This is a genomic window from Streptomyces sp. NPDC047000 (assembly GCF_040644295.1).
Lineage (GTDB): Bacteria > Actinomycetota > Actinomycetes > Streptomycetales > Streptomycetaceae > Streptomyces.
This window is the reverse complement of sequence record NZ_JBEYWE010000003.1, coordinates 311,072-333,777: the sequence shown is the minus strand read 5'-3', so window position 1 is coordinate 333,777 and position 22,706 is coordinate 311,072. Positions and strand designations below refer to the sequence as shown.

Below are 22,706 nucleotides of genomic sequence, written 5' to 3'. Positions count from 1 at the left end.
CGAGACTCGGACAGCGCACCGTGGGTCGCTCCGGCGGTCAGCCAGTCGGGGATATCACTTTCTGCAACGATCGCATCCTTTTACGTAACCAATCGTAGCCCTGAGTAACAGAGAACACTCAATTCCAGGTTCGAGGCAGGTCACGGACTGGCAAGTTCGGCGTCCTTACGTCATGTAATCGTGTTGCGCGTGCCTGCTGCGGGGACACACCGGACTCTCTCCAGAAGACTCAGCGGTGGGTCGAGCCGCCCGCCGCGATCGGCCTCGGCGGACACGGCGGGCAGCCGGGGCGGGAACAGGTGGTCGTGTCGGTGCGGTTGCATCGAGCGAGTGGTCGGCGCCGCACGGGTGGGGATCGTGGTGCGCCTGTCGCACACTCGGACCACGTTGTACGTCTTCAGGAGGACTGTTTCATGGCTGACCGGCCTTTGACGCTCATGGCAGTGCACGCCCATCCCGACGACGAGGCCACCGGGACCGGAGGGGTTCTCGCGCGGTACGCGGCGGAAGGCATCCGCACGGTTCTCGTGACGTGTACCGACGGCGGTTGCGGTGACGGACCGGGAGGTGTCAAGCCGGGTGATCCCGGGCACGATCCGGCGGCGGTCGCCTTGATGCGGCGGGAGGAGCTCGAGGCGAGCTGTGGCGTCCTGAAGATCAGCGATCTGGAGATGCTGGACTACGCCGACTCCGGGATGGCCGGCTGGCCGAGCAACGACGCCCCCGGATCCTTCTGGCAGACGCCCGTGCAGGAAGGTGCGGCCCGGCTCGCGGAACTCATGCGGCACTACCGGCCTGATGTGGTCGTCACCTACGACGAGAACGGCTTCTACGGCCACCCCGACCACATCCAGGCCCACCGCATCACGATGGCGGCGCTGGAGATGACCGGGTCGGCACCGAAGGTGTACTGGACGACGATGCCCCGCTCGGGGATGCAGCGGTTCGGCGAGATCATGCGCGAGTTCCATGAGGACATGCCGGAGCCGGACCCCGCCGAGGCCGCCGCGCTGGCCGAGATCGGCCTGCCCGACGACGAGATCACCACGTGGGTGGACACCACCGCGTTCAGTGGTCAGAAGTTCGACGCGCTGGCCGCGCACGCCAGTCAGGGGGAGAACATCTTCTTCCTCAAGATGGGCAAGGAGAGGTTCGGCGAGTTGATGGGCATGGAGACCTTCGTACGGGTCCAGGACGGCACCGGAGCGGCCGTACCCGAGAACGATCTCTTCGCCGGGCTGCGCTGATCCGCCCGCGCTGAGCGGGCGGGAACGACCGAGTTCCTGAGGGGAGTGTCGGCCTTCTTCGCGGAGAAGCATGATCGGCGAGCGCGGTGTGCCGGTTCATCCATGTGAGGAAGGCGGACCGTCCGGACCGTCCGGACCGTCCGGCCGCAAGAGCAGTGGCACGGGTCGGTCCGTGGTGCGGTCGGGGGTTCAGTCCGTGGTGCGGTCAGGGGCTGGGGTGGGGGGGATGGTTGCGACCGCTGCCGCGGTCATTTGGCGTGCTGTGGTCACGAGGCCGGCGATCGCGTCGTCGGGGGGCAGGGCGCAGAGGTCCATCAGGGCGAACAGCGACTCGGCACTGATCACGAGGGCGAGACCGCGGACCAGTTGTTCCACGTCCGCGCGTCCCGCGGAGCCGCAGCTGTCGATCCACGGTGCGAGCGCGTGCTCGATGAGCCCGAACCGGTGGGCGGGACGGTCGCCGGCTGTCGAGGGTTTCGCGATGGTCGAGGCGACGACCACCCGGACTGCGCCCTGTCTGCGCAGCACCGCCCGGCCCAGGATCTCCGCGGCCTGACCGATCCGTTCGACCGGGTCGTCGCCGCGCGTCGCCGATCGCAGGACCGCGACCAGGTCCTCCGTCATCACGGCGGCCCGCAGGAGCGAGAGGAGGTCGGGAAAGTAGCGGTAGGCGGTCGCTTCCGAGACCCGCGCCTCGGCCGCGACCTTCGGCATCGTGATCTCCGCCCCGGTGTCGGCGAGCTCGCGGGCGGCCGCCACGATCGCCGACCTGGTGCGTTCCATCTGACTGCTGAGCCCGTTCGGGCGACTCCGCTCGGCCATGGTCTTCCCTTCCTGCCGACCGAGAGCATATCGGCCGGACCCTCACGAAGAGAGTCGACTCTTTTTTTGAGAGTCCACTTGCATGCGGGCTCGGATCGATCATATGGTCCTTCCGCAGGCAACCAGCAGCCAGGGAGACTTCATGACCAAGGTGTCGATCATCGGTCCCGGCGAGGGCGAGCTCATCGTCAGCGGGCCGTCGACGATCCGGATCCTCGAGGACGGCAGCAGCACCGAACACCGGCTGGGAATGGGCGAGATCACCATCCCCCCGCACACCCCCGGTCCTCCCCAGCACCGCCACTCACAGCACGACGAAGGCTTCTACGTGCTGTCCGGCCGGGTGAGGTTCACCGTCGGGCAGGACGACCACGACGCCGGAGCCGGCACGTGGGTCATGGTCCCGCCGGGCGCACCGCACACGTTCGCCAACGTGAGCGACGAGACGGCGGTCATGCTCAACACCTTCACCCCGGACCTGTACGTGCAGTACTTCCGCGACCTCAAGGCGATGGTCGATTCCGGGCAGCCGTTGTCGCACGACTCCCTCGCAGCGGTCTGGACGAAGTACGGCACCGAACCGTCGACCGACTACGCCTCGTGAACGTCCTTCTCGCGGCCAACGCCGTCGCCGCTGTCGCCAGTGTCGCTTTCGCGCTGGTGGGAGGGGTGCGTCCGGCGGCGCTGAGCGAGAGCGGTACGCCGACCGCCGGGGAACGTTTCTACGGCTGGATGTACGCGACCAGGGGAGTGCCGCTCGGGGTGGCGGCCGCCCTCGCACCGATCGCCTGGCCGGGGTCGGCCAGTTCACTCATCCTGTCCGCGGCGGCCGCGGCCCAGGTGGGCGACGCCGCCATCGGGATCGCCACGCGGAAAGGGACGATGATCGCCGGTGCCTCGGTCCTGACGGCGATACACGTCGCGACGGCCGTCGCCACGGCGTGAGCGCGACTCGCGCCAGCGGCGGCAGCGGCAGCGGCAGCGGCAGCGGCATGAAGTGGGCTCTCCTCCCCGTCCCCAAGGCGAAAGGCCACCGCCGGGGGTGTCCCGGGCGGTGGCCTTTCGGTGGTGCTTCGGAGGTGGTCATCCACCCCGTTCGTCAGGTCAGTTGGAGAAGTACAGGTACTTCCACGAGCCGTAGGTCGTCGTGTTGACGTTGTCGCCCGAGGCGTTGTTGATGTACGACGAGCGCATGCGGACCTTGATGCCGGAGGTGCCGGGGGCGTCCAGGCTCACGGCCGACTTGCCGTTCGAGGCGAGCTTGAAGTACTGGGGGCTGTTGCCGTCGGTGTACCACTTGCCGGAGTAGTAGACCTGAAGTTCGACGCGCTGCTTGCGGCCCGGGTAGTACGACATGGTCGTGGTGAGCAGCGGGTCGGTGTTCTTGTGGAACCAGTAGTACGTCGTCGAGCCGATCTTGGCCTTCTTGTAGTACTTCGACACCGCGGTGGAGTTCTTCACCTTGGCGTAGGCCGTCGACCTGACCGTCTTCGGCTTGTAGCGGGCGTCGCCCTTGTAGACCGCGGTGACATCGGTGTCGCGGGTCATGTCGACCGTCGCGGAGAGGTTGCCGTGCGAGTCGACCGTCCCCGACTTGATCAGCTTGTTGGGCTTGTCGCCGCCGTAGGGGTTGGCCCAGATCTCGACCGTGCGGTTCTTGTACGTCGTCCCCAGGTGCGCCGTGAACTTCACGTCGGCGCCGTAGGAGTACACCTTGCCGTTGTTGTTCAGGCTCAGCGAGGTCGCGGCGCGGGAGACGTCGACCTTGTCGGACTTGGTGACCGCGGAGTGCGCGGCGTCGCCCGCGTACGTCACCTTGTAGGTGACCGTGCCGCCGGCGGGCGGGGTGTCGGAGAAGGAGTACGTGCCGTCCGACTTCACCGTGACGGCGGGCAGCGCCTTGCCGCTCGGGGACTCCACGTCGGTCCGGGTGACCTGGAGCTTCACTCCGGTGGGCAGCGGGACCGTCGCGGTCAGCTTGCCGGTGACGGTGAGCGCCTTGGCGCGGGTCGCGGTCGCCGGGGCGTTGACGGTCAGGGTCGGGCTGTTCAGTCCCGGGCCGGTGAGCGCCTTGAGGGTGTAGTCGTTGCCGCTGCTGGTGCCGACCAGCGCGAAGATCCGGGAGTCGTCCGGCGCCCAGGCGAGGTCGGCGGTGTGGGAGGACGTGCCCTGGTCGTAGGTGTGCAGCGGCAGGGTGGCGTTGGGCTGGTACGTCAGGATCTTGGTGCCGCTGATCTGGGCGACCAGCCCGTTGGAGGCGATGTCGGCGGACTGCCCGCCGGGGTAGGAGCCGGCGGCCTTGAACCTGCCGTCGGCGTAGGCGTCCCGGTCCTGGCCGTTGACCAGTACCTGCTTGCCGCCGGGCACCAGGTCGATGTCGCCGATGCCGCTGTTCAGCGAGTAGTCGCCCTGGTAATAGGCGACCGCGGTGGGCTTGGCGCCGGAGACGTCGAGCACGGCCATCGAGTCCGTGGAGATCCCGGTCTCGCCGACGGCGAGGATGCCCGGCTGGGTCGGGTCGGTGTCCAGCAGGCCCTGGCCCCAGATGCCGATCGAGGTGCCCTCGGTCGGGAACTGGTTCATCGTCACCGGGTCGGTGTCGCTCGCGGGGTCCACCGTCGGGTCGACGGAGCCGAGGTCGCCGTCCCACTGGTCGCCGTAGGAGAACCACACCTTGCCGGCGCTGAACGCGACATGGCGCGGGCCGGTGTTGGTGGGGACGGTGTAGCGGACCTTGACGGCGAGGGTGGTCGCGTCGATGGCCCAGATCTCGTGGAGCTGCGGCGCGGCCGCGTACACGGTCGCCCCGTCGTCCGAGACCGCGAGGTCGCTGACGCCGGTGACTCCGGCGACCGAGCCGAGGACCGTACCGGAGTAGTCGGTGGCCGTGACGGTGTTGGCGGTGCTGTCGCCGACGAACACCCGCTTCACGACGCCGTCCACCGCGAGGCCGCCGGGCGAGGTGACCTGGGCGGCCGGTGCGGCCGAGGCGGTGCCGACCGTACCGAGGCTCAGCGCCGCCGAGCCGAGGAGGACCGCGAGAGCCGTCGCGGTCGAGATGCTGCGCCTACGCACAGTGCTGTTACCCCCACGAAGAAACCCGGTGCGCGACCGGGGAGACGAGTGCGCCGCGCAGCACCCGGACGGGACCGCTGAAGTGCGGTGTCGTCTGGGGCGCGGCTGCTGGAATCAGCCTATGACACGCCTGTGACAGTCGGGGAAGGGGTTTTCGGCCCTGATCGGATCCACCGCGCCGACTCCGCCCGACTCCGCCCGACTCCGGCCGACTCAGGCCGACTCCGCCCGACTCCGGCCGGCTCAGGCCGACTCCGCCCGACTCCGGCCGGCTCAGGCCGGCTCCGCCCGGCTCCGGTCAGCCGGGACGGCGGGCGGTACGGGCGGTGCGGGCGGCGGCGCCGCCCACGCGGGGGAGGCGCAGCGCCAGCAGGAAGCCGGCGAGGGACAGGACCGCCATCCCGACGGCCGCCACGGTCAGCGCCCGGCCCCTGGCACGGGCGTTGACGCGTACGAGTTCGTCGGCCGCCGCACCCGTGACGCCCTGGGCCGCCGCCTTGGTCCGGACCGCCTTGTCGGTCACGGCGGTGATCTGGATCTGATGGTCGACCGTCTCGTGGGCGAGGCGTTTCTGAGCGGAGGTCAGGACGTGGCTCCCGTCCACGCCGGCCTCGAACGCGAGCACCAGTGACGTGGTCATGAACGCACCGGCCAGCGCGACTCCGAACGCGCTTCCCAGGTACGCGGCGGTACGGGTGAGGCCCGTCACGTCGCTCACCTCCTGGGGCGGGGGTGCCGACTGGATGAGGTCGTGCACCGTCGCGGCCAGGCCCCGGCCCAGCCCGAGGACGGCGAGACCCGGTGCGAGCGCCAGGCCGATGGCCGACACGTCCTGCCGGCGCGGGTCGAACATGACGGCGATCATGAGACAGCCCGCGGCCATGAGCAGGAACGCGCCTTTCTGGGCGCCGCGGTGGGTCATCCTCCCGCGCACGATGAGGCGCGCGGTCACGGAGCCCGCCACCGTCAGCCCCAGGGGCACCAGGATCAGCACGACCCCGCTCCGCAGCGCGTCGAACCCGTACGTCGTCTGTAGGAAGACCGGCACCAGGAAGGTCACGCCGGTGGGCACCAGGATCTGCATCACCAGGGTCACGGTCCCCACCCGGATCGTCCGGTCGCGCAGCACCGACGGCCGTACCAGCGGGTCCCCGCCCTTCCTGACGAGGTGGCGCTCCCATCCCGCGAACGCCCCCAGCACCAGCGTTCCGAGGCCGGCGACCAGGGGTACGGGTGACACCTGTCCCCGGTGGAGCAGGGTCTCGCCGAGGACCGTGAAGTCCTGCCGGTTCCTGAGCAGGCCGTACCGGCCCGCCAGGAGGGTCGCGATGACGAGCAGCCCGGAACCGGTCGCGGACAGCACCATGCCGAGGACGTCGAAGCGGGGCGCGGTACGGACGCGGGGCGGTTCGGGGAAGGCCGTCCGCCGGGTGAGCAGCAGCACCACCGACAGGGTGATCCCGGCCTCCAGGAGGAACGACGCCCGCCAGTTCAGGTAGGTGATGATCAGGCCGCCCACCACGGGACCGGCCCCCGCGCCGATTCCCGCGGTCATCCCCAGCGTCGACAGGATCTTCGTCCGGGCGTCTCCGGTGTAGGCGGCGGTGAGCATCGACACCAGGGCGGGGAGCATCAGCGCCACGCCGATCCCCTGGAGCACGGACCAGCCGAGCAGCATGAACGGCAGGGTCGGGCCGACGGCGGTGATCAACGCGCCCACGGCGAAGATCCCACCGCCGAGGACGAAGAGCCGCCGGTGCCCGTGGCGCGCGCCGAGCTTGCTTCCGGTGATCAGGAACGCGGCGACCACCAGCGCGTACAGCGCGATCGCCGCCTGTACGCCCGTCAGCGACGTGTCCAGGTCGTGGACGAGCACGGACAGGGCGACGTTCATGGCGGTCGAGGTGTAGTTGATCAGGAGGTTCTGGGCGGAGAGCAGGACGAACAGTTTCCTGGCGGCCGACGGCCCTCCGGCGGCGGCCGGTCGTACGCCGTCCCCGGCCGTTCCGGTCACATCGCCCCCTCGGCCCTTCCGGTCACATCCCGTCGCCGCGCGTCCTCACGCCTTCGCCGCGCCGTCCTCACGTCATCGTCGGCCCGGAAGCGGTACCGGAGCGGCTGATCTTCCCCCACCTGCGGACAAGCCACCCGAGCGGCGCTGTTCGCGGGGCGGTGGCGCGGCAGCTGAAAACCTGTCACGGCCGCACCACATGTGCGCGTCCGGCGGCGTCGGAGTCGTCCGCGCCTCGGCGGCCACGGCTTCCTCTTGATCGTCGGCCGGCCCGGGAAGCCGGACGGGGGCGGCACGGAATCTAGTGTGGCCGACACAGAAATATGTGCCCCGACAGGGCCAGGAATCCGGTCATCCAGAAAGGTATGGGGTTTCCACCCAATCTGTGTTAGCGTGATAGCAGTTGCAGTTTTGGTTGCCAGAGACATGTTTCTCCATAGACTTTCCGGATCCTTCCGGAGGGGTGATCATCGCGGCGACTCGGATCCGTAAAGTGCGGAATCCGGCACTGCCCCAAAGGGAGATTCAATATGGCGTCTGGCACCGTGAAGTGGTTCAACGCGGAAAAGGGCTTCGGCTTCATCGAGCAGGACGGCGGCGGCGCTGACGTGTTCGCCCACTACTCGAACATCGCCACCTCCGGCTTCCGCGAGCTTCAGGAAGGCCAGAAGGTTACCTTCGACGTCACGCAGGGCCAGAAGGGCCCGCAGGCCGAGAACATCGTTCCCGCCTGACGCTGACGCAAGCACTGTGGCTGGGGCCCGCACTCTTGGGGTGCGGGCCCCAGCCTATTGTCGTCTCCTACGCCGTCCCCGCGCCGTCCCCTGTATTTCACGCGTCACCGACCGCTCCTCCCCGAGCCTGATGACCGGCGTCCCGGCACCTTGACGGAGTCCGGCCCCTTTCGCATTCCGTCCGGTCCATTCGCGTGAATCCCTTTATTTTCTGTCCGCCGTTGGACTGAATTTCTCGACACGTAACGAGACGTTTCAGGAAAGGTTCCGTCCGGCCGAGGAAGGCGTTCCTCCCGGAGACCGGACAAACCTCGCACGGCTACGCCATGGGTGTACTCGCCCTCTCCCGCCGACCGCCCTCAGTGGCCGGCCCTTCCGGAGTTTCGTCCCCAGCCCTGTGGAGGCATCCATGCGCTGTGTCATCGCCCGTTTCCCGTTCGATCTGCTCAAGCGTGAGGTCGAGCAGTCGATGGAGGGCGTCACGCCCGAACCCGTGACCGGGGTGGCCGTGACCATCGGCCGCCACGTCTACCCCGTCAAGCAGGTGGGAGTGGTGATCACCCGCCTGGACCCCCGTGACATCACCGCGGGCGAGATGCGCCGGGCGCTCACCCGGCTGGGTTTCACCTGCCACGACGCACCCCAGGCCACCGCACCGGCCCAGCCCGCGCCCACCACCCACGGTCCGCTGTCCTGGTGACCGGTCGGGTGTCCTGGTGACCGGTCAGGCCGCCGGGCGTGCTGCCCTGCGCGTGACCGCAGGGCAGCCGGGGACCGCGCGTCGGGCAGGTGCGCCGCTCACTACTCGACCGGGGTCAGGGTCACCGTGCCGTCGTCCGCGACCGACCAGCCGGGGTTGTGGCAGATCTCCCAGCGGTGGCCGTCGGGGTCGGCGAAGTAGCCGTGGTAGCCGCCGAACACCGCGCGCTGCGGCTCCTTGAGGACGGTCGCCCCCGCCGTACGGGCCTGCTCCACGACCGCGTCGACCTCCGCGGGTGAGTCCAGGTTCTGGGCGAGGGTGAACGGTGTACCGGCCGTCGCCGGGTGCCCGGTGTCGGCGCCGAGGTCGGCCAGCGGGAAGAGCCCCAGGACCAACCCCTTGCCGATCTGGTAGAAGACGATCCCGTCCACGTCGAGCAACGCCGTCCAGCCCAGGCCGTCGCCGTAGAACCGGCGGCTGACCGCCAGGTCCCCGACGCCCAGAGTCACCAAGTTGAGTTGCTGGTCCATGCACCGCTCCCCTGTGTCGCCGGCAGCAGATCACCGCTTTGCCGCCACGTTACCGTCGCGATGGAAGCCGCGGTGGCTGCGGTACGCGGTGGCACGACGGCCGCTCGGCGCGGCCCTGTGGCCCGGTGGCGCGTCCGAGAAGGGGCGGCCGGCAGCCGACCGGCACCTCCGCCCACACCGTCTCGCTCACCGGGTCGCGCGGCGTCCGGGACAGTAACCGTGCCGGAACCCACGACCGCACCGCCAGGTCTCTGCTGTGCGCCGTGGAGAACCCGGGCACTGTGGTGCGGTCCGTCCACGTGTGAAGTCCGGTGCCACGCGGTAAGGAGCCAGGTGCAAGCGCACCGTGTGAGCCGTCGGGAGTCGTCATGAGCAGTATCGCCGTCGTGGGGGCCGGGCCAGGGCTGGGGGCCGCCGTGGCTCGGCGGTTCGGGCAGGAGGGGTTCGGCGTCGCGCTCATCGCCCGGAACGAGAAGCACGTCGAGGCCCTCGCGGGGGAGATCGCGGAGCTCGGTGTCCGCGCGCACGGGTTCGCCGCCGATGTGCGGGATCCGCTCGCCCTTGCCGAGGCCCTGCGGAGGGCGGCCGAAGCTGTCGGCACCATCGAAGTCCTGCAGTACAGCCCCGCACCGCACCGGGACTTCATGCGGCCCGTACTGGAGACCACCCACACCGATCTGCTCGGGCCGCTCGAGTTCTCGGTGTACGGCCCCGTGGCCGCCGTACAGCAGGTTCTGCCAGGAATGCGGGAACTGGGGCGTGGGACGGTCCTGTTCGTCAACGGCGGTACCGCCGTCGTTCCGCATCCGGACCGGGCCGGGACGTCCATCGCCTTCGCCGCCGAGAGCGCCTACGGGCATCTGCTGCACGACCGGCTCGCCGGGGAAGGGATTCATGTGGCGCAGCTGATCATCCCGGGGGCGATCACGGCCGGGCACGCACGCAAGGATCCCGCGGTGCTGGCCGACGTCCTGTGGGGCATGCACCGTGACCGGCACGGGTTCCGGCACTACGCCGACGATCTCGAGGCGTAGTCCTTCCGGGTGTCGCAGGTGCTCACTCTCGGCCTCCGGGACCTGGTCGGTGACCGTGCAGCCGTCGGCGGTGCGGTCCAGCGGGCGGCGCGGGCCGTGGACGGGACGGACCGGCGCGCCGGGGGCCGGGTGCGGGTAGGCGAAGCAACGCCCCGTCCTCGCCGACGAACACCACTCCGGTCGCATCGGTCTCCAGGCACTGGCCGAGGGTGGAGGACTCGGCGGCCGTACCTTATGCGACGTCGGGCTGGGGGTCGTCGTCCTGGTCGGCCGCCAGTGCGGTCGGCAGCGGCAGCCCGTACTTGTCGCACAGGAATCGGGTCTGGCAGTACCGCTGGGCGTCGGCGGCCACCCTGCCGAGGATCGCGGAGTTCATGCCGGCGCCGATGAGGACACCCACGAACGGCACGGCCTTGGCGACGCTTTTGACCGGCACCCTGGAGCCGGCCGGGCCCAGCTGCTGCATCAGCTTCTCGAGGGCGGCCAGGAGGCGGTGGTCCTGGCGGAGCTTCTCCGACCACCTTATGCGCCCGTTGACCGCCTTCGCGGCCCGTGCGGTCTCGGACAACGGCTTCACTTTGGCCGCCTGTGCCATGAAGGACCGCTGGACCAGGCGTTGGATGAAATCCTGCTCCTTGGAGTCTTTGGCGTCGTAGCCGTAGGAGTACGCGATGCGCGCTGCGATCGACGTGCTCAGTACCTGGATGACGAGGATGTCCGCTGTTATCGCGGCGAGGGTACCGGCGACGGGGACCATGGCCAGCAGGCCCATGGCGCCGCCTTCGAACGCGCCGGTGGCCCGCCATTTGAGGGTGTTGCGGGTCAGCAGCCGGTCGCAGACCTTGAGGTCCTGGTGCCGTAGTTCGGTGAAACTGTCGAGTTCGATGCCACGTTTACGGGCGAGCTTCTCGACGTTCTTCGGGTCGTTGAGTTCCAGGGCTGAGGCGTTGACCAGTTCGAGCAACGCCACCGCGCCGGCGAGTGCCGGCCGCATGGCCTTGTCGGCGACCGCATCGCCGACAAGGCGGATCGGTTCCGTGACCGCCTCCGGCACAGCGTCGGCAACCCGTCTCACGGCGTTCCCCGCGACCTCACCGGTGCGTCCGAGTGCGGTGCTCGCCCAGTTCGGAAGACCACGGCGGTCGTTGCGGCGCTGCCAGTGTCCGTTGAGCGCGTCCCATACCTCCTCCTCGTACGCGCTCATCGGGGTTGCACCGTCGACGGGTGGGTTGGTGTAAGTACTCATTGGTGTTCTCCATTTCAACTGCTATCGCCGGGGCAACTGTTCTACCGGACGACACGTGGGTGAAGACGCAGTGCGGGGGCGATACCCGAAGTCGGCGGCGCTGGCCGCCGGCGGGTCACGTAGTGGGGCGAGCGTCCGTGACCCAGCCGCGTGGGCCGGGATCGGCTGTTCGCCGCCTGACGGGCCGCCAACCGTCTCACCACTCCGTCAGAGCCCGGCAGGGTCCAGCAGGGCAAGGACTGCAGCGACTTCGGATCGCCAAGCACGCACCTGGTCCTCCGTGGGGCCGATCTCGTACTGGTGGTAGTGGCAGCCGAGGCAGAGCTGGCTCCAGGCCGCCTTCGCCCGGCGGGCGGTCCCGGCTTCGGCGCAGCCGCGGAGCCAGAGGAGCGCGGACCGCATGGACCCTTCGAGGATCGCGGGCGGTGCGCGATGAGCGATGAGACGGGCGGCGACCGCGCTCTCCAGCGCGGTGCGGAGGGCGAAGGCCGCACCGCGGCTCCGGCTCGCCGCGGTCGCGGTGAGCGTGGTGGGCGCGGTGGGCGCGGGGGCCGGTATGTCGCCCCCGGCCCCCGTGACGTCCGAGCCGCCCGGGACGACACCGGAGGTGGCGGGGTCGCACTCGCCGTCGATGAGCAGGTCGGCCGTGTCGAGGAGTTGGCGGATCGTCGCGTTCACTGGGTGGCCTCCGGCTTGCGCACGGTCTGGGCGACGGCCTCGACGTCCCGAACGAACCGAAGGGGGTCGGGCATCGAGGTGCCGGAGGGGTGCGCGCCCTCCTGGCACTGCCGGATGAGGTCCACGGCCCCCACGCCGCAGCGCCTGCGCAGCTCGCGGTAGACCTCACCCGTCCTCGTCGGGTCTCCGAAGAGCCCCAGGGCGGCGATATCCATCAGCTTCACGGCGGCCGTGACGGTCTTCTCCGCCTCCTCCTCGGTCACCCCGGCCCGGTGCAGGCGCAGCCACGCGGCCTCGGTGAGGGCCCGTTCCAGGACGGTGCGGCAGAGGCTGGGCAGCACGTGGGTCATGGCGACCGGCGGGAGATCACGCGTACGGACGAGGGCGCGCGCGTCGTCCAGGGCCTGGCCGACCGGATCGGTCACCCGCTTCACCGTCACCACCGAACGCGCCTGCCGTTCCACCTCCAGGACCGTCACCGCGAGTTCCTGGTTGGTGAAGGCCCGCTGAAGCCGGGTGTCGTGGGTGAACACCACGACCTGGCGGGTCTCACCGAGGTCGTGCAGGACCCTGGCGAGCCCGTGGACCTTCGCGGGGTCCATGGACTGCACGGGGTCGTCGATGACGACGAACCCGAAGGGGCTGTCCGGGGCGGTGGCGCGGGGCAGGAAGAGCGAGAGCGCGAGGGAGTGCAGTTCACCCTGGCTCATGACGCCCAGGGCGGCGGCCTCCGTGCCGTCCACGGACACGTCCATCACGAGCTTGCGCACCGCGGCCTTCTCGCCACCGCTCAGGCGTACGGAACGCAGGTCGACGTTGCTCTGCTGACGCAGTTCCTCCCAGATCCGCTGCGAGTGGTCCTCGAAGGGCCGCAGCCGTTCCTCGCGCAGCTCCGCACCCACCTCCTTGAGCCACTTGCGGGCCGCCTTCACCTGACGCAGCCGGGGCTTGCCGGCGTGCGCGGTCCGGGCCCGCTCGAGCCAGGCGGCGAGGCGGGTGACGCAACGCCGCCACTCCTCGTCGAGCTTCGCCAGCTCGCGGGCGGCGTCCTCCCGCAGGGCCGCGCAGGCGTCGGCGAGGACGAGCGCGGCGGTCTCGGCGCGGGCGGCGAGCCGTTCGGCGTCGTCGATCGCCCGGCAGGCCGTCCACTCTTCCCACGGATCGACCAGCGGGGCGGGCAGCCAAGCGGGGGTCCGGGTGACGAGGTAGCGGACGGTGTCGATCGCGTCCCGCAGCGCGGTGCGGGCGTTCTGCGCGGTGGCGGCCTCCTGCCGCAGGGCCGCCACCTGCTCGGCCGCCCGCTCGGCCCACGTGTCGTCGAGCGGCCGGTCGGATCCGCATACCGGGCAGGTGTCCTCGTCACCGTGCCGACGACTGTGGTCCAGGGCCTTGGAGAGCAGTTCGGCGCGCTGGTGGGCGTCCTCGGCTCCCGAGGCACGTACGTCGTCGAGGACGGCGGCGGCCTCGCGTAGGCCGTCCACGGCAGCACCGACCGCGTCGAGGTCGGGGCCGGTCAGCGCGACGGTCGCGCGGAGTTCCCGGAGACGGCCCTCGTCCGCGTCGGGAAGCCCGGTCACGAGGGCGTGCAGCGTGTCGAAGTCGGGACTCCCCGTGGCGCTCACCGCCGCGAGCGCACGTTCCGCCCGGTCGTCGTTCAGCGTGGACAGCGCCTCGACGAGGGCGGGCAGTTCCGCCTCGGCCGTCCGCACCGCCGTGTTGAGCGTCTTCTCGATGCCCTGGAGTCGCTGGTCGGCGGCCGTCAACTCGCCGAGCCCGAGGATGGTGGCGACCGAGTCGTACAGCTCGGCGGGCTTGCCGCTGACGACCTTGTCGAGATCGGAGTACGACAGGAAAGGCCGGTAGTTGTGCAGCGCCTCTTCCCAGCCGGCGTCCTTGAAGGGCTGGCGCCCGTGCCCCGGCCGCTTGAACTCGACCTCGCACGCCGCGAGGTCGTCGCCCGGCCAGGTGCAGGTCAGCGTGGACGGCCGGGCGTCACCGGCGATGGCGAGGCGGACCTCGACCTTCGGCGCGGTCCCGTCGTGCAGGTTGCGCCAGTGCCGGCTCCACACCTCGCCGCGCTGCTTGTCGAGGCGGGCGGTCCGGCCGGTGAACGCCGTCTCGGCGCCCTCGGCGAAGCTGGACTTCCCCGATCCGTTACGGCCCACCATGAGGGTGACACCGGGCTTGGCGTTCAGCGGCAGGCGCGCCGTGCGCCCGATGCCGCGGAAGCCGCTCACGCTGATGGATTCGAGGAAAGCCCGCTGGTCCGGGTGCGGGCCGGCGGGCGCGTCCCCCGAGCCGGTTCCGGGGCCGCCCTCGCCGTCCGAGCCGCCCCCGTCCAGCGCTTCGCGGAGCATCTCCTTGGTGGCCTGGGCGAGGGTGGACGCTTCGAGGCGGCCGGTCAGCCGGGAGAGCGTCGAAGAGCCGCCACCGGGGGTCTGCCCGGCCTGTTCGGCCTGTTCGGCCTGCTTCTCGTGCTCCGGGGGCTGGTGCTGGTTGGGGTGTTCCGTCATGGCGCTCTCCGCCCTTCCGCGGTCTGTTCCGGTGAGGCGTCTACCGGGCGCGTGCGGTGGCCGGGAGGGGTGAGCCCTCCCGGCCAGCACGCGCCCGGGGTGACGGAACAGACGTTAGGGACGCGGGGGGAGTCGACTCTATGTTTTCAGCGATAACCCGGGTTATCGCAATTCGCCTTTCTCACAGTTGAGTTGGCGCCCCGACGGCCACCTCGGCCCAGATCGTCTTACCGATGGGCTGACGAGGCTCCGACCCCCAGCGCTCGGCCAGGACGTCCACCAGGAGCAGTCCGCGACCGGACTCCCCGTCGGGAGGTGCGGTGGGGAGCGTCGCGGGCGGACGTTTGGCGGCGGAGGCGTCCGCCACCTCCACCCGGATCAGCTGCGCCTGCTCGTCGTACGCCAGGTGGAGAGCGAAGTCGTGGCCGGGGGCGCGGCCGTGCTGCACGGCGTTCGCCGCGAGTTCCGCGACCACCAGGGCCACGGTGCACGACGCGTCCGACTCCGGTGCGTGGCCCCACACGTCCATCTGCCGTACGGCGGCCTGGCGGGCCAACCTCGCGCCCCGGGGCGACGACGTGAACCGCTCCCGGAGGAACGTGGCCCGTGCGGCCCGTTCGGGGTCCTCGTTCGTGGTGGGCATCTGCGTGAGCACTGCGGCCCCTTCCGTGACTGCCGAGCCGCTCTACGTCTCTCGGCGTATGCGGATCATTACGTTCCGTACCCAAGAGTCGACCGATCGCCCTACGCTCGGAAGGTGACAGAGCATTACCTATCCGCTCGTAAGGAACGGAAGTGACGCCTTGGCCAACGGAATCGACCCCACCACCTCCATGGCCGCCCTCTTCGGCTCACGCGTCCGCAAGCTCCGCCTGGCGGCCGGGCTGACCCAGGTCGAACTCGGGCGCATGGTGCACGTCGTGGCCACCCGGATCACCCAGATCGAGCGGGCGTCCGGTGCCAAACCGACGCTGGAGCTCGCGCGGGCTCTTGATGTGGCGCTGGTCGCGGACAACCTGCTGGTGGACCTGTGGCCGTACGTGTACCGGGAGGCGTTTCCGGACTGGTCGCGGAAGTTCATGGAGTACTCGGAGCAGGCGGTGGCCATCCGCGAATACGCGGCCCATGTGGTGCCGGGGTTGTTGCAGACCGAGGACTACGCGCGAGCGGTACTGAAAGTCGGCCGGACGCTGGGTAGCCCAGCGCAATTGGAAGAGCGGGTTGCCCTTCGTATGGGTCGTCAGGAGCGCCTCGGTACGCCGGAGCGTCCCGAACTATGGGTGGTCCTTGACGAGGCGGTGCTTAGGCGCCTGGTGGGCGGCCGCGCAGTGATGCATGAGCAACTGGCCCGGCTGCTCGCGACCGCAACGGAACCTCACATCACCGTGCAGGTACTGCCGTTCGACCAGGGGGAGCACGATGTCATGGGCGGCTCGCTCACTGTCCTAACCCTGCCGGACGGCTCGGAGAACACCTATACGGAAGGCGCGCATTACGGCCAACTCGTCGAGGATCCGGACGAAGTTAGGGGCTTCACGCTGGCCTACGATCGGCTGAGGGCGGCAGCTCTGCCGCCGCTCATGTCACTCGACATGATCCGATCCGTGATGGAGGACAACCACCGTGGAGCGAAGGTCCCATCCCGATCTGAACGGCGCCGCGTGGCGCAAGAGCAGCTACAGCAATCAGGAGGGCGGCAACTGCGTGGAGGTGGCCGACGGGTTCCCGGCCATCGTCCCCGTCCGTGACAGTAAGGTCCCGCAGGAGTCTGTGCTGTGCTTCAAGGCAGTCTCCTGGGCCGCCTTCATAGACGAACTGAAGGCTAGCCCGCACCGTCTCTGAGGCGGCCGGCACCCGATCAACGTCCGCCTTCCCTGCTCACCGGGCCCTTGTCCACGAGGGCCCGGTCTGCGGTCGGCCTGTTCACTTACGTGGGCAATTGCGCTTCTCGTGCCCGTGGTCCGTTCGCCAGATCCTGGAGGCTGGCACAGTCATCACCGGCCCCAGGATCCCGCCTCCCCCCGCCCTACCGCTATTTCGCCCCGGGAGCCCAGAGGGCGGCCACGATCTCCATCTGCTTGAGGACGAGGTCGATCGCCTCGCGCTCCTCCTCCGGCGGGTAGTCGAACATCGCCAGCACGCGGCGGATGCGGGTGCGCAGCTTGGCCCGCACGGGCTCACGGGAGAGCCAGTCGACGGAGAGGTTGTTCCGGATGTCCTTGACCAGAGCGCGGGCGATCTTGGCGAGGGTCTCCTCGCCGCCCTCCATCAGTTCGGCCATGTCGCGGTGCGCGACCGCGTCGTAGAAGGCCAGTTCGGCATGGGTGAGGGGCGGGTCGAACCGCTCGCCGCGGCGGGCCTCGGCCGACACCTCCCTGGCGAGGGCCGCGAGTTCGGCGATGACCTGGGCGCTGGTGAGCTGTTGGAGCATGTACCGCTTCATCAGGTCGTCCAGGCGCTTGGCGAAACTCTCGTTGCGGACGACGTTGTGCTTGGTCACCTCCCGCATCTTCTGCTGGATGAGACGACGCAGCGCCTCCGCCACCAGGTGCGGGGTCTCGGAGTTCTCCAGCTTGCGGACCTGTGCCTCGTTTATGCGGGTGATGTCGAGCCGGCCGATCCCGGCCTCCGCGTACAGATCGGTGATCTCGTCCGCATCGACGACCGAGGCCGCTAGTGCCTGAAGATAGCGCTGGACCTCGGCGCTCAGCGTCTCCCCGCTCGCCTCGCGCTGGGCGGCGTCGAGCTTGATCATCCAGGCTCGGACCTCGCTGAAGAAGGAGATGTCGCGACGCCAGTCGCCCATGTCCTCGCAGCGTTCGGCGATCTCGCGGCTCATCGCGCAGACGTGGTAGAACCGGTCGAGCCGGGCCGCGCTGTCCTTGAAGCGCACGGAGAGCGGCTTGGCACCGGGCTCGACCTGGTTGCCCGGGTTCTTGGGGTCCCGCAGGAAGTCGGCGGTCAGACGCAATGCACGCTTACGGGGGTCGGGGCGACCGGTGTCGGCGAGCCACTCCCGCCAGTGGCACCCGGCCAGGAGCCCCTTGATGGTCGAGAGCTCGTTCTTGACCTCGGTGATGGCCCGCTCGACGTCCGCCCCGAGCGTCTGGTCCTCTCGGTCCTGGTCCGAGTACTCGCGCAGGGCCTTTTCGAGATTGTCGGTGAGGGGCGCGTAGCCGACGAGGAGACCGTCCTGCTTGCCGCGGAAGCGGCGGTTGACGCGGGCCAGTGCCTGCATGAGGTTGGCGCCCCGCATCGGGCGGTCCATGTACAGGGTGTGGATGGGCGGCGCGTCGTAGCCGGTGAGCAGCATCGAATGCACGATGAGCAGTTCCAGCTCGTCGTCCGGGTCCTTGGCGCGGGCCTGGACGACCTTCTGCTGGGCCGGCCGCAGAGCGTGCTTGCGCAGGCGCTTCTCGTCGTCCGGACCACTGTGGAAGACGATCTTCATGACGCCCTGGTCGGGCTCCTTGGCCACCCAGCCCGGACGGCGCTCGGCCAGCGCGTCGAAGAGGGACACGCAGATGTCCCGCGTCATGCAGACGACCATGGCCTTGCCGGGACCGCCCAGGTCCGGCTTAACCAACTCCCGGCGCGTCTCCCAGTGGGCGATCAGGTCGTCGGCGAGCTTCTCGATCCGGTCGGGGGCGCCGTAGACGGTGTTCATCGCCGTGGCGTACTGGATGGCGCGGCGGCGCTCGGCATCGTCCATGCCCTCGGTGAGGCTGTTGGCCTGCTCGTCGATCTTGCCCGGGTCGATGTCCTTGGGCAGGTCGACCTGTATGACGCGGGGCTCGTGGAACACGCGGACCGTGGCCCCGTCGTCGACGGCGCGCTTCAGGTCGTAGACGTCGATGTACTCGCCGAAGACGGCGCGGGTGTCGGCCTCGGCCTTTGAGATGGGCGTACCGGTGAAGGCGAGCAGGGTGGCGTACGGGAGCGCGTCGCGCAGGTGGCGCGCGTACCCGTCGAGGCTGTCGTAGTGCGAGCGGTGCGCCTCGTCGACGATCACCAGGATGTTGCGGCGCTCGGAAAGGAGCGGGTGCGACTTGCCGGCCGCCTTCTCCTCCTTGCTCAGGCCGAACTTCTGGAGGGTGGTGAAGATGATTCCGCCGACGGTGCGGCTCTTCAGCTCGGTGCGCAGTTCTTCACGCGTGTTGACCTGGCAGGGCTCCTGCCCGAGCAGGGTCTTGCTGTCCTGGAAGGTGTCATAGAGCTGGTCGTCGAGGTCGTTGCGGTCGGTGATGACGACGACGGTGGGGTTGTTGAGAGCGGGGTGGCGGGAGACGAGCGCTGCCGTCTCCACCATCTCCTCCGACTTGCCCGCGCCCTGCGTGTGCCAGACGACGCCGGCCTGCCCGCTCGCACGGGACGCCTCGACGACCGCGTCCACCGCCTTGTTGACCGCGAAGTACTGGTGCGGCTTCGCGATCCGCTTGCCGGAGAGGGGCTCTCCGGGCTTGGGCGGGGGGAAGTTGACGAAGTTACGGGTGAGGGAGAGGAAACGGTCCTGGGTGAACAGGCCGTGGAGCGCGAGGTTCAGCGCGTCGAGGCCGTCGTAGCCGGGCTCGTTGGTGTCGACGCGGTCGCCCTCGTGGTCGACGTTCCAGGGCGCGAAGTGCTCGTACGGTGTGAAGACCGTGCCGTACTTGGCGGTGATGCCGTCCGAGACGAGGCAGAGCACGTTGTAGCGGAAGGCGATCGGGAACTCCGAGACGTAAGTCTGGAGTTGTGCGTGGGCTGACCTGAGGGTCGCGTTCTCGTCGGAGGCGCTCTTCAGCTCCACGACGGCCAGGGGCAGGCCGTTGACGTACAGGACGATGTCGAAGCGACGGTGGCTGCCGTCGGTTTCCCGGACGATGACCTGGTTGACAGCGAGGTAGGTGTTCGCGTCGGGGTCCGCGAAGTCGACCAGACGGACGGTCGGGGTCTGCTCGGCGCCGAACTCGTCGGTGTAGGCCAGCCGGATGCCTTCGGTGAGGTGCTCGTGAGCCTGCCGGTTCTCCGGGTACGCCTCGCGGGAGGTGGGGTCGGTGGCGATACGCATCGCCTCGTGGACGGCGGCGGCGGTCAGCTCGGGGTTCAGCCGCTCGATGGCCGCCTGAAGCTCGTCGTGCAGGATCAGGTCGTCCCAGTCCCGACGGTGGCCCGTGCCGGGGGCGAGGTCCTTGCCGGCCTTGGTCTCCCAGGCGAGCTCAACAAGTTCGTCGAGGGTGAGGTGCTCCCAGGTGGACTCGGTCATCTTGGCGTCGAGGTGGGCGGGGGCGGGGTCAATGCCGCCTTCGGGGGTCATACGGCGTCCTCCACGATCTTCTCGGCGTCTCGGACGCGGAGCTTGCCGGACATCAGTTGGGGGAGGAGGGTGTCGCGGAGATCGGCAAGGACGCGAGATTCCTTAATGTGGGCCTCGATTTGCCTATGGAGACACGCGAGATCATCTTCGAGACCCGGTCTCGCCTCAACTTCGACCATTGGCACCAAAATATGATCGAAAGTCTTCATGTTAACTGTCGAAAAAACAGTTCCATGAGCAACGCCTAGAATATTTTCAGCCCCTTTTCGAACCAAATGAAAGAGTATTGCTGGAGGGATTTCGCTGGACCGAAATGCGTAGCAGGACTGATTAATCGCCATCGGCCAGGCAAGGCGAGCCACAGCGCCGACGGTACCGCGAGCAGTCAGAACCACCGACCGTTCGGGCAACGGCTTCACGCGGGTACTGTTCACAGCTTCTTTTGTAATTTGCTCTGCCGTGTCCGCGACGACGCCAGATGCGGCATTGGCCACATCCTTCGCCGATGCCCAGGGAATCCCTAGCCCCCAATAGGAATCCACCTTGCGGTCTGGAGTACCGCCCAGAATGGGCTCCACAAACTCAGACAGCGCCACCAGCCGGGAATCACGCGTACGTCGGCCGAAGATATGGTTGGCCAGATCGTCGGCAGAGGCCGCGATACGCGCGTTAACGCCAATCTTGTCGTCCAGTGCTCCTAGCACTTCAACTATGGCTCGCTGCTCTGCCAGAGATGGCAATTTCAAGGTCATCCTCTTAGCTGAGGCGACATTGAAGTGCTGCTGCACGGCTCCCACCGTGTGGGCTCGAATAAAACTCCCTGCAGTCTCATTGATCGCATAACACAGAAATTGGACATTCACGCCAGGTTTCGGTCTGGCAATTACGAGATCAGCACAGTTCAGCGAGTCAATTCCTTCCGGAATAACTGCTGCCACACCAGGAACTCCGGTTCGAACAATAACCAAGTCGCCAGCCCTAAGTTGCGACTTGGAGAGCTCCACATGAAATCCCTCATCGATATACGCGAGAGAACTCAAGTCTATTCTACCGGGCTTCACATTTTGAGATCGCAGAAATGGAACTCCTCTCGGAACGTAACGCGACGCCATAGAGCCCACATGCCCCACCGTGATCCGGGAACAGAGGTCACCAAGTTCCCGCACTGGCCACTCAGCCATCGATCCTCCCCATCTGCTCCCGCACCACTGCATCCAGGCGAGCCGACTCATCCAGCTGCTGGAACAGTTCCTTCGTCAGCCGAGCAATCCGCTCCTCCACTGGCTCGGCGTCCGGGTCCTGCTCGGCCTCCGCCGCCCCCACATACCGCCCCGGCGTCAGCAGATAATCCTGCTTTTCGATCTCTTCCAGCGTCGCGCTGTAGCAGTACCCCGGCACATCCTCGTACGTTAGGCCCTTGCCCTTGGCTGACTTTGTTCCCCGCCAAGCGTGATACGTGTCGGAGATCTTCTCCAGATCCTGATCGGTGAACGTACGCTCGGTCTTGTCGACCATCGTGCCCATCGCCCGCGCGTCGATGAACAGCACCCGGCTCCGCCGGTCCGTCAACGCCTTCGTACCCTGCGGGGACTTGTCCTTCGTCAGGAACCACAGGCACGCCGGAATGGCCGTCGTACGGAACAGGTTGCCCGGCAGGGCGATCATGCAGGAGACCAGGTCCGCCTCGACCATCGCCGCGCGAATCTCACCCTCGCCCGACTGCTTCGACGACATCGAGCCGTTGGACAGGACCACTCCCGCGCTGCCCCGGTCCCCCAGCTTGGAGACGATGTGCTGGAGCCAGGCGTAGTTGGCGTTGGACTGGGGCGGGACCCCGTACTTCCAGCGACGGTCGTCTGTCTTCCTCGCCCAGTCGGACATGTTGAACGGCGGGTTGGCCATCACGAAGTCGGCCTTCAGATCAGGCAGTTTGTCGTCCGCGAACGTGTCCGCCCAGCGGTCGCCGACGCCCTTGGGGTCCATGCCGTGGATGGCGAGGTTCATCTTGGCCAGGCGCCAGGTGCGCTCGTTGGCCTCCTGGCCGTAGACCGCGATGTCGTGCGTGTGGTCCTTGCCCTGCCGCCGTTCGACGAACTTGCCGCTCTGCACGAACATGCCGCCCGAGCCGCACGCCGGGTCGTACACCCGCCCCTGGTACGGCTCCAGCACCTCGACGATCAGGCGGACCACGCTCGCCGGGGTGTAGAACTCGCCGGCCCGCTTGCCCTCGGCGCGGGCGAACTTCTCCAGGAAGTACTCGTATGTCTCGCCCAGCACGTCCTGCGCCGGGCGGTCGCCGTGGCCGGTGAAGCGGGCGTCGCTGATGAGGTCGACGAGTTCCTTCAGACGGTTCTGGTCGACGTTGTCTCGGTTGAAGATCTTCGGGAGGACGCCGGTGAGGGCCTTGTTGGCCTTCATCACCTCGTCCATGGCCGTGTCGAGGAGCTTGCCGACGCCGCCCTCCGCGCTGGCCGCGTTCTCGGAGATGTAGTCCCAGCGGGCGTTCTGGGGCACCCAGAAGACGTTCTTCTCGGTGTACTCGTCCTTCTCCTCCAGGAACGCCGCGCGGCGGTGCTCCGGGATCTGGGCCAGCTCGGGGTCGGCGGCCAGCTCCTCGCGGCGCTCGGTGAAGGCGTCGGAGACGTACTTGAGGAAGACCAGGCCGAGCACGAACTCCTTGTACTGGGCGGCATCCATGGAGCCGCGGAGTTTGTCCGCGGCCTTCCACAGGATGTCCTGGATCTCCTTGGTGCTGGAGACACTGAGCAGTTCGCCCTGTCCGGCGGCTGCCGCGGCTCGCTTGCGGGGAGGCATCGTTCCTTC

The 22,706-nt window shown here is 68.6% G+C and carries 19 protein-coding genes; 8 read left to right on the top strand and 11 right to left on the bottom strand.

The genetic code is table 11. From position 1 onward, the window contains the following. The first annotated feature begins 413 nt into the window (after positions 1-413). Entirely contained in the window at positions 414-1,247 is an 834-nt protein-coding gene (locus ABZ862_RS07925) for a PIG-L family deacetylase (RefSeq protein ID WP_360954021.1), read from the top strand. 189 nt (positions 1,248-1,436) lie between these two features. Here ABZ862_RS07925 and ABZ862_RS07920 read toward each other — a convergent pair whose 3' ends face one another. Beyond that, positions 1,437-2,069, bottom strand: coding sequence for a helix-turn-helix domain-containing protein (locus ABZ862_RS07920; RefSeq protein ID WP_360954018.1), 633 nt, complete (start codon positions 2,067-2,069; stop codon positions 1,437-1,439). 142 nt (positions 2,070-2,211) lie between these two features. On the opposite strand from ABZ862_RS07920, the gene ABZ862_RS07915 reads away from it, so the two are divergent. Together ABZ862_RS07915 and ABZ862_RS07910 are read left to right on the top strand one after the other, a co-directional pair. Next, positions 2,212-2,673 (top strand): cupin domain-containing protein, encoded by a 462-nt coding sequence (locus tag ABZ862_RS07915; RefSeq protein ID WP_360954015.1) that lies wholly within the window; start codon positions 2,212-2,214, stop codon positions 2,671-2,673. Further along, the gene (locus ABZ862_RS07910; RefSeq protein WP_360954012.1) at positions 2,670-3,014 is read left to right on the top strand and encodes a hypothetical protein; all 345 of its coding nucleotides are present in this window, start codon (positions 2,670-2,672) and stop codon (positions 3,012-3,014) included. Before ABZ862_RS07915 ends, ABZ862_RS07910 begins: the two co-directional genes overlap by 4 nt. 159 nt (positions 3,015-3,173) lie before the next feature. Here ABZ862_RS07910 and ABZ862_RS07905 read toward each other — a convergent pair whose 3' ends face one another. Next, positions 3,174-5,144, bottom strand: a complete 1,971-nt coding sequence (locus ABZ862_RS07905; RefSeq protein ID WP_360954009.1) for an Ig-like domain repeat protein — start codon at positions 5,142-5,144, stop codon at positions 3,174-3,176. Positions 5,145-5,442: 298 nt separating this feature from the next. After that, the gene (locus ABZ862_RS07900; RefSeq protein WP_360954006.1) at positions 5,443-7,158 is read right to left on the bottom strand and encodes an MFS transporter; all 1,716 of its coding nucleotides are present in this window, start codon (positions 7,156-7,158) and stop codon (positions 5,443-5,445) included. A 527-nt stretch (positions 7,159-7,685) separates the two neighbouring features. Between ABZ862_RS07900 and ABZ862_RS07895 the strand changes: the two genes are divergently transcribed. Continuing rightward, positions 7,686-7,889, top strand: a complete 204-nt coding sequence (locus ABZ862_RS07895) for a cold-shock protein (protein ID WP_007383480.1) — start codon at positions 7,686-7,688, stop codon at positions 7,887-7,889. 409 nt (positions 7,890-8,298) lie between these two features. Further along, on the top strand, positions 8,299-8,589 hold the full coding sequence (locus ABZ862_RS07890) for an SCO5918 family protein (RefSeq protein ID WP_360954002.1): 291 nt from the start codon (positions 8,299-8,301) through the stop codon (positions 8,587-8,589). A gap of 101 nt (positions 8,590-8,690) precedes the next feature. Here the strand turns inward: ABZ862_RS07890 and ABZ862_RS07885 are convergent, their stop codons facing one another. Continuing rightward, positions 8,691-9,119 (bottom strand): VOC family protein, encoded by a 429-nt coding sequence (locus ABZ862_RS07885; RefSeq protein ID WP_360953999.1) that lies wholly within the window; start codon positions 9,117-9,119, stop codon positions 8,691-8,693. 368 nt (positions 9,120-9,487) lie between these two features. Here ABZ862_RS07885 and ABZ862_RS07880 point away from each other — a divergent pair, with 368 nt between their 5' ends. Beyond that, positions 9,488-10,153 carry an SDR family NAD(P)-dependent oxidoreductase gene (locus tag ABZ862_RS07880; RefSeq protein WP_360953996.1) on the top strand — a complete coding sequence of 222 codons (666 nt, stop codon included), beginning with the start codon at positions 9,488-9,490 and terminating at the stop codon, positions 10,151-10,153. Positions 10,154-10,385: 232 nt separating this feature from the next. On the opposite strand, the gene ABZ862_RS07875 is transcribed toward ABZ862_RS07880, so the two are convergent. The 4 genes from ABZ862_RS07875 to ABZ862_RS07860 form a co-directional block, all read right to left on the bottom strand. Then, on the bottom strand, positions 10,386-11,399 hold the full coding sequence (locus ABZ862_RS07875) for an EcsC family protein (RefSeq protein WP_360953993.1): 1,014 nt from the start codon (positions 11,397-11,399) through the stop codon (positions 10,386-10,388). Positions 11,400-11,606: 207 nt separating this feature from the next. Further along, positions 11,607-12,077, bottom strand: a complete 471-nt coding sequence (locus ABZ862_RS07870) for a hypothetical protein (protein WP_360953990.1) — start codon at positions 12,075-12,077, stop codon at positions 11,607-11,609. Continuing rightward, entirely contained in the window at positions 12,074-14,590 is a 2,517-nt protein-coding gene (locus tag ABZ862_RS07865; RefSeq protein WP_360953987.1) for an AAA family ATPase, read from the bottom strand. The genes ABZ862_RS07870 and ABZ862_RS07865 overlap by 4 nt, the downstream gene beginning before the upstream one ends. A gap of 181 nt (positions 14,591-14,771) precedes the next feature. Continuing rightward, complete coding sequence (locus ABZ862_RS07860) at positions 14,772-15,233, bottom strand: ATP-binding protein (protein ID WP_360953984.1); 462 nt, start codon at positions 15,231-15,233, stop codon at positions 14,772-14,774. Positions 15,234-15,423: 190 nt separating this feature from the next. Between ABZ862_RS07860 and ABZ862_RS07855 the strand changes: the two genes are divergently transcribed. Together ABZ862_RS07855 and ABZ862_RS07850 are read left to right on the top strand one after the other, a co-directional pair. Beyond that, entirely contained in the window at positions 15,424-16,338 is a 915-nt protein-coding gene (locus ABZ862_RS07855; protein WP_360954527.1) for a helix-turn-helix transcriptional regulator, read from the top strand. Further along, positions 16,295-16,432 (top strand): DUF397 domain-containing protein, encoded by a 138-nt coding sequence (locus ABZ862_RS07850; protein ID WP_360953981.1) that lies wholly within the window; start codon positions 16,295-16,297, stop codon positions 16,430-16,432. Before ABZ862_RS07855 ends, ABZ862_RS07850 begins: the two co-directional genes overlap by 44 nt. A 190-nt stretch (positions 16,433-16,622) precedes the next feature. Here ABZ862_RS07850 and ABZ862_RS07845 read toward each other — a convergent pair whose 3' ends face one another. The 3 genes from ABZ862_RS07845 to ABZ862_RS07835 are packed head-to-tail and all read right to left on the bottom strand — an operon-like array spanning position 16,623 to position 22,697. Next, the gene (locus ABZ862_RS07845) at positions 16,623-19,883 is read right to left on the bottom strand and encodes a type I restriction endonuclease subunit R (protein ID WP_360953978.1); all 3,261 of its coding nucleotides are present in this window, start codon (positions 19,881-19,883) and stop codon (positions 16,623-16,625) included. Continuing rightward, a complete protein-coding gene (locus tag ABZ862_RS07840) occupies positions 19,880-21,064 on the bottom strand; it encodes a restriction endonuclease subunit S (RefSeq protein ID WP_360953975.1) in 1,185 nt (394 codons plus the stop codon). The genes ABZ862_RS07845 and ABZ862_RS07840 overlap by 4 nt, the downstream gene beginning before the upstream one ends. After that, positions 21,057-22,697, bottom strand: coding sequence for a class I SAM-dependent DNA methyltransferase (locus tag ABZ862_RS07835; RefSeq protein ID WP_360953972.1), 1,641 nt, complete (start codon positions 22,695-22,697; stop codon positions 21,057-21,059). The genes ABZ862_RS07840 and ABZ862_RS07835 overlap by 8 nt, the downstream gene beginning before the upstream one ends. Between the last annotated feature and the right edge of the window lie 9 nt (positions 22,698-22,706).

What these genes read in the sequence shown, in the direction of transcription:
- ABZ862_RS07895 (WP_007383480.1), top strand. Translation starts at nt 7,686, where the DNA reads ATGGCGTCTGGCACCGTGAAGTGGTTCAACGCGGAAAAGGGCTTCGGC.
- ABZ862_RS07865 (WP_360953987.1), bottom strand. Translation starts at nt 14,590, where the DNA reads ATGACGGAACACCCCAACCAGCACCAGCCCCCGGAGCACGAGAAGCAG.
- ABZ862_RS07890 (WP_360954002.1), top strand. Translation starts at nt 8,299, where the DNA reads ATGCGCTGTGTCATCGCCCGTTTCCCGTTCGATCTGCTCAAGCGTGAG.
- ABZ862_RS07875 (WP_360953993.1), bottom strand. Translation starts at nt 11,399, where the DNA reads ATGAGTACTTACACCAACCCACCCGTCGACGGTGCAACCCCGATGAGC.
- ABZ862_RS07880 (WP_360953996.1), top strand. Translation starts at nt 9,488, where the DNA reads ATGAGCAGTATCGCCGTCGTGGGGGCCGGGCCAGGGCTGGGGGCCGCC.
- ABZ862_RS07915 (WP_360954015.1), top strand. Translation starts at nt 2,212, where the DNA reads ATGACCAAGGTGTCGATCATCGGTCCCGGCGAGGGCGAGCTCATCGTC.
- ABZ862_RS07860 (WP_360953984.1), bottom strand. Translation starts at nt 15,233, where the DNA reads ATGCCCACCACGAACGAGGACCCCGAACGGGCCGCACGGGCCACGTTC.
- ABZ862_RS07845 (WP_360953978.1), bottom strand. Translation starts at nt 19,883, where the DNA reads ATGACCCCCGAAGGCGGCATTGACCCCGCCCCCGCCCACCTCGACGCC.
- ABZ862_RS07925 (WP_360954021.1), top strand. Translation starts at nt 414, where the DNA reads ATGGCTGACCGGCCTTTGACGCTCATGGCAGTGCACGCCCATCCCGAC.
- ABZ862_RS07920 (WP_360954018.1), bottom strand. Translation starts at nt 2,069, where the DNA reads ATGGCCGAGCGGAGTCGCCCGAACGGGCTCAGCAGTCAGATGGAACGC.
- ABZ862_RS07835 (WP_360953972.1), bottom strand. Translation starts at nt 22,697, where the DNA reads ATGCCTCCCCGCAAGCGAGCCGCGGCAGCCGCCGGACAGGGCGAACTG.
- ABZ862_RS07840 (WP_360953975.1), bottom strand. Translation starts at nt 21,064, where the DNA reads ATGGCTGAGTGGCCAGTGCGGGAACTTGGTGACCTCTGTTCCCGGATC.
- ABZ862_RS07855 (WP_360954527.1), top strand. Translation starts at nt 15,424, where the DNA reads ATGGCCGCCCTCTTCGGCTCACGCGTCCGCAAGCTCCGCCTGGCGGCC.
- ABZ862_RS07885 (WP_360953999.1), bottom strand. Translation starts at nt 9,119, where the DNA reads ATGGACCAGCAACTCAACTTGGTGACTCTGGGCGTCGGGGACCTGGCG.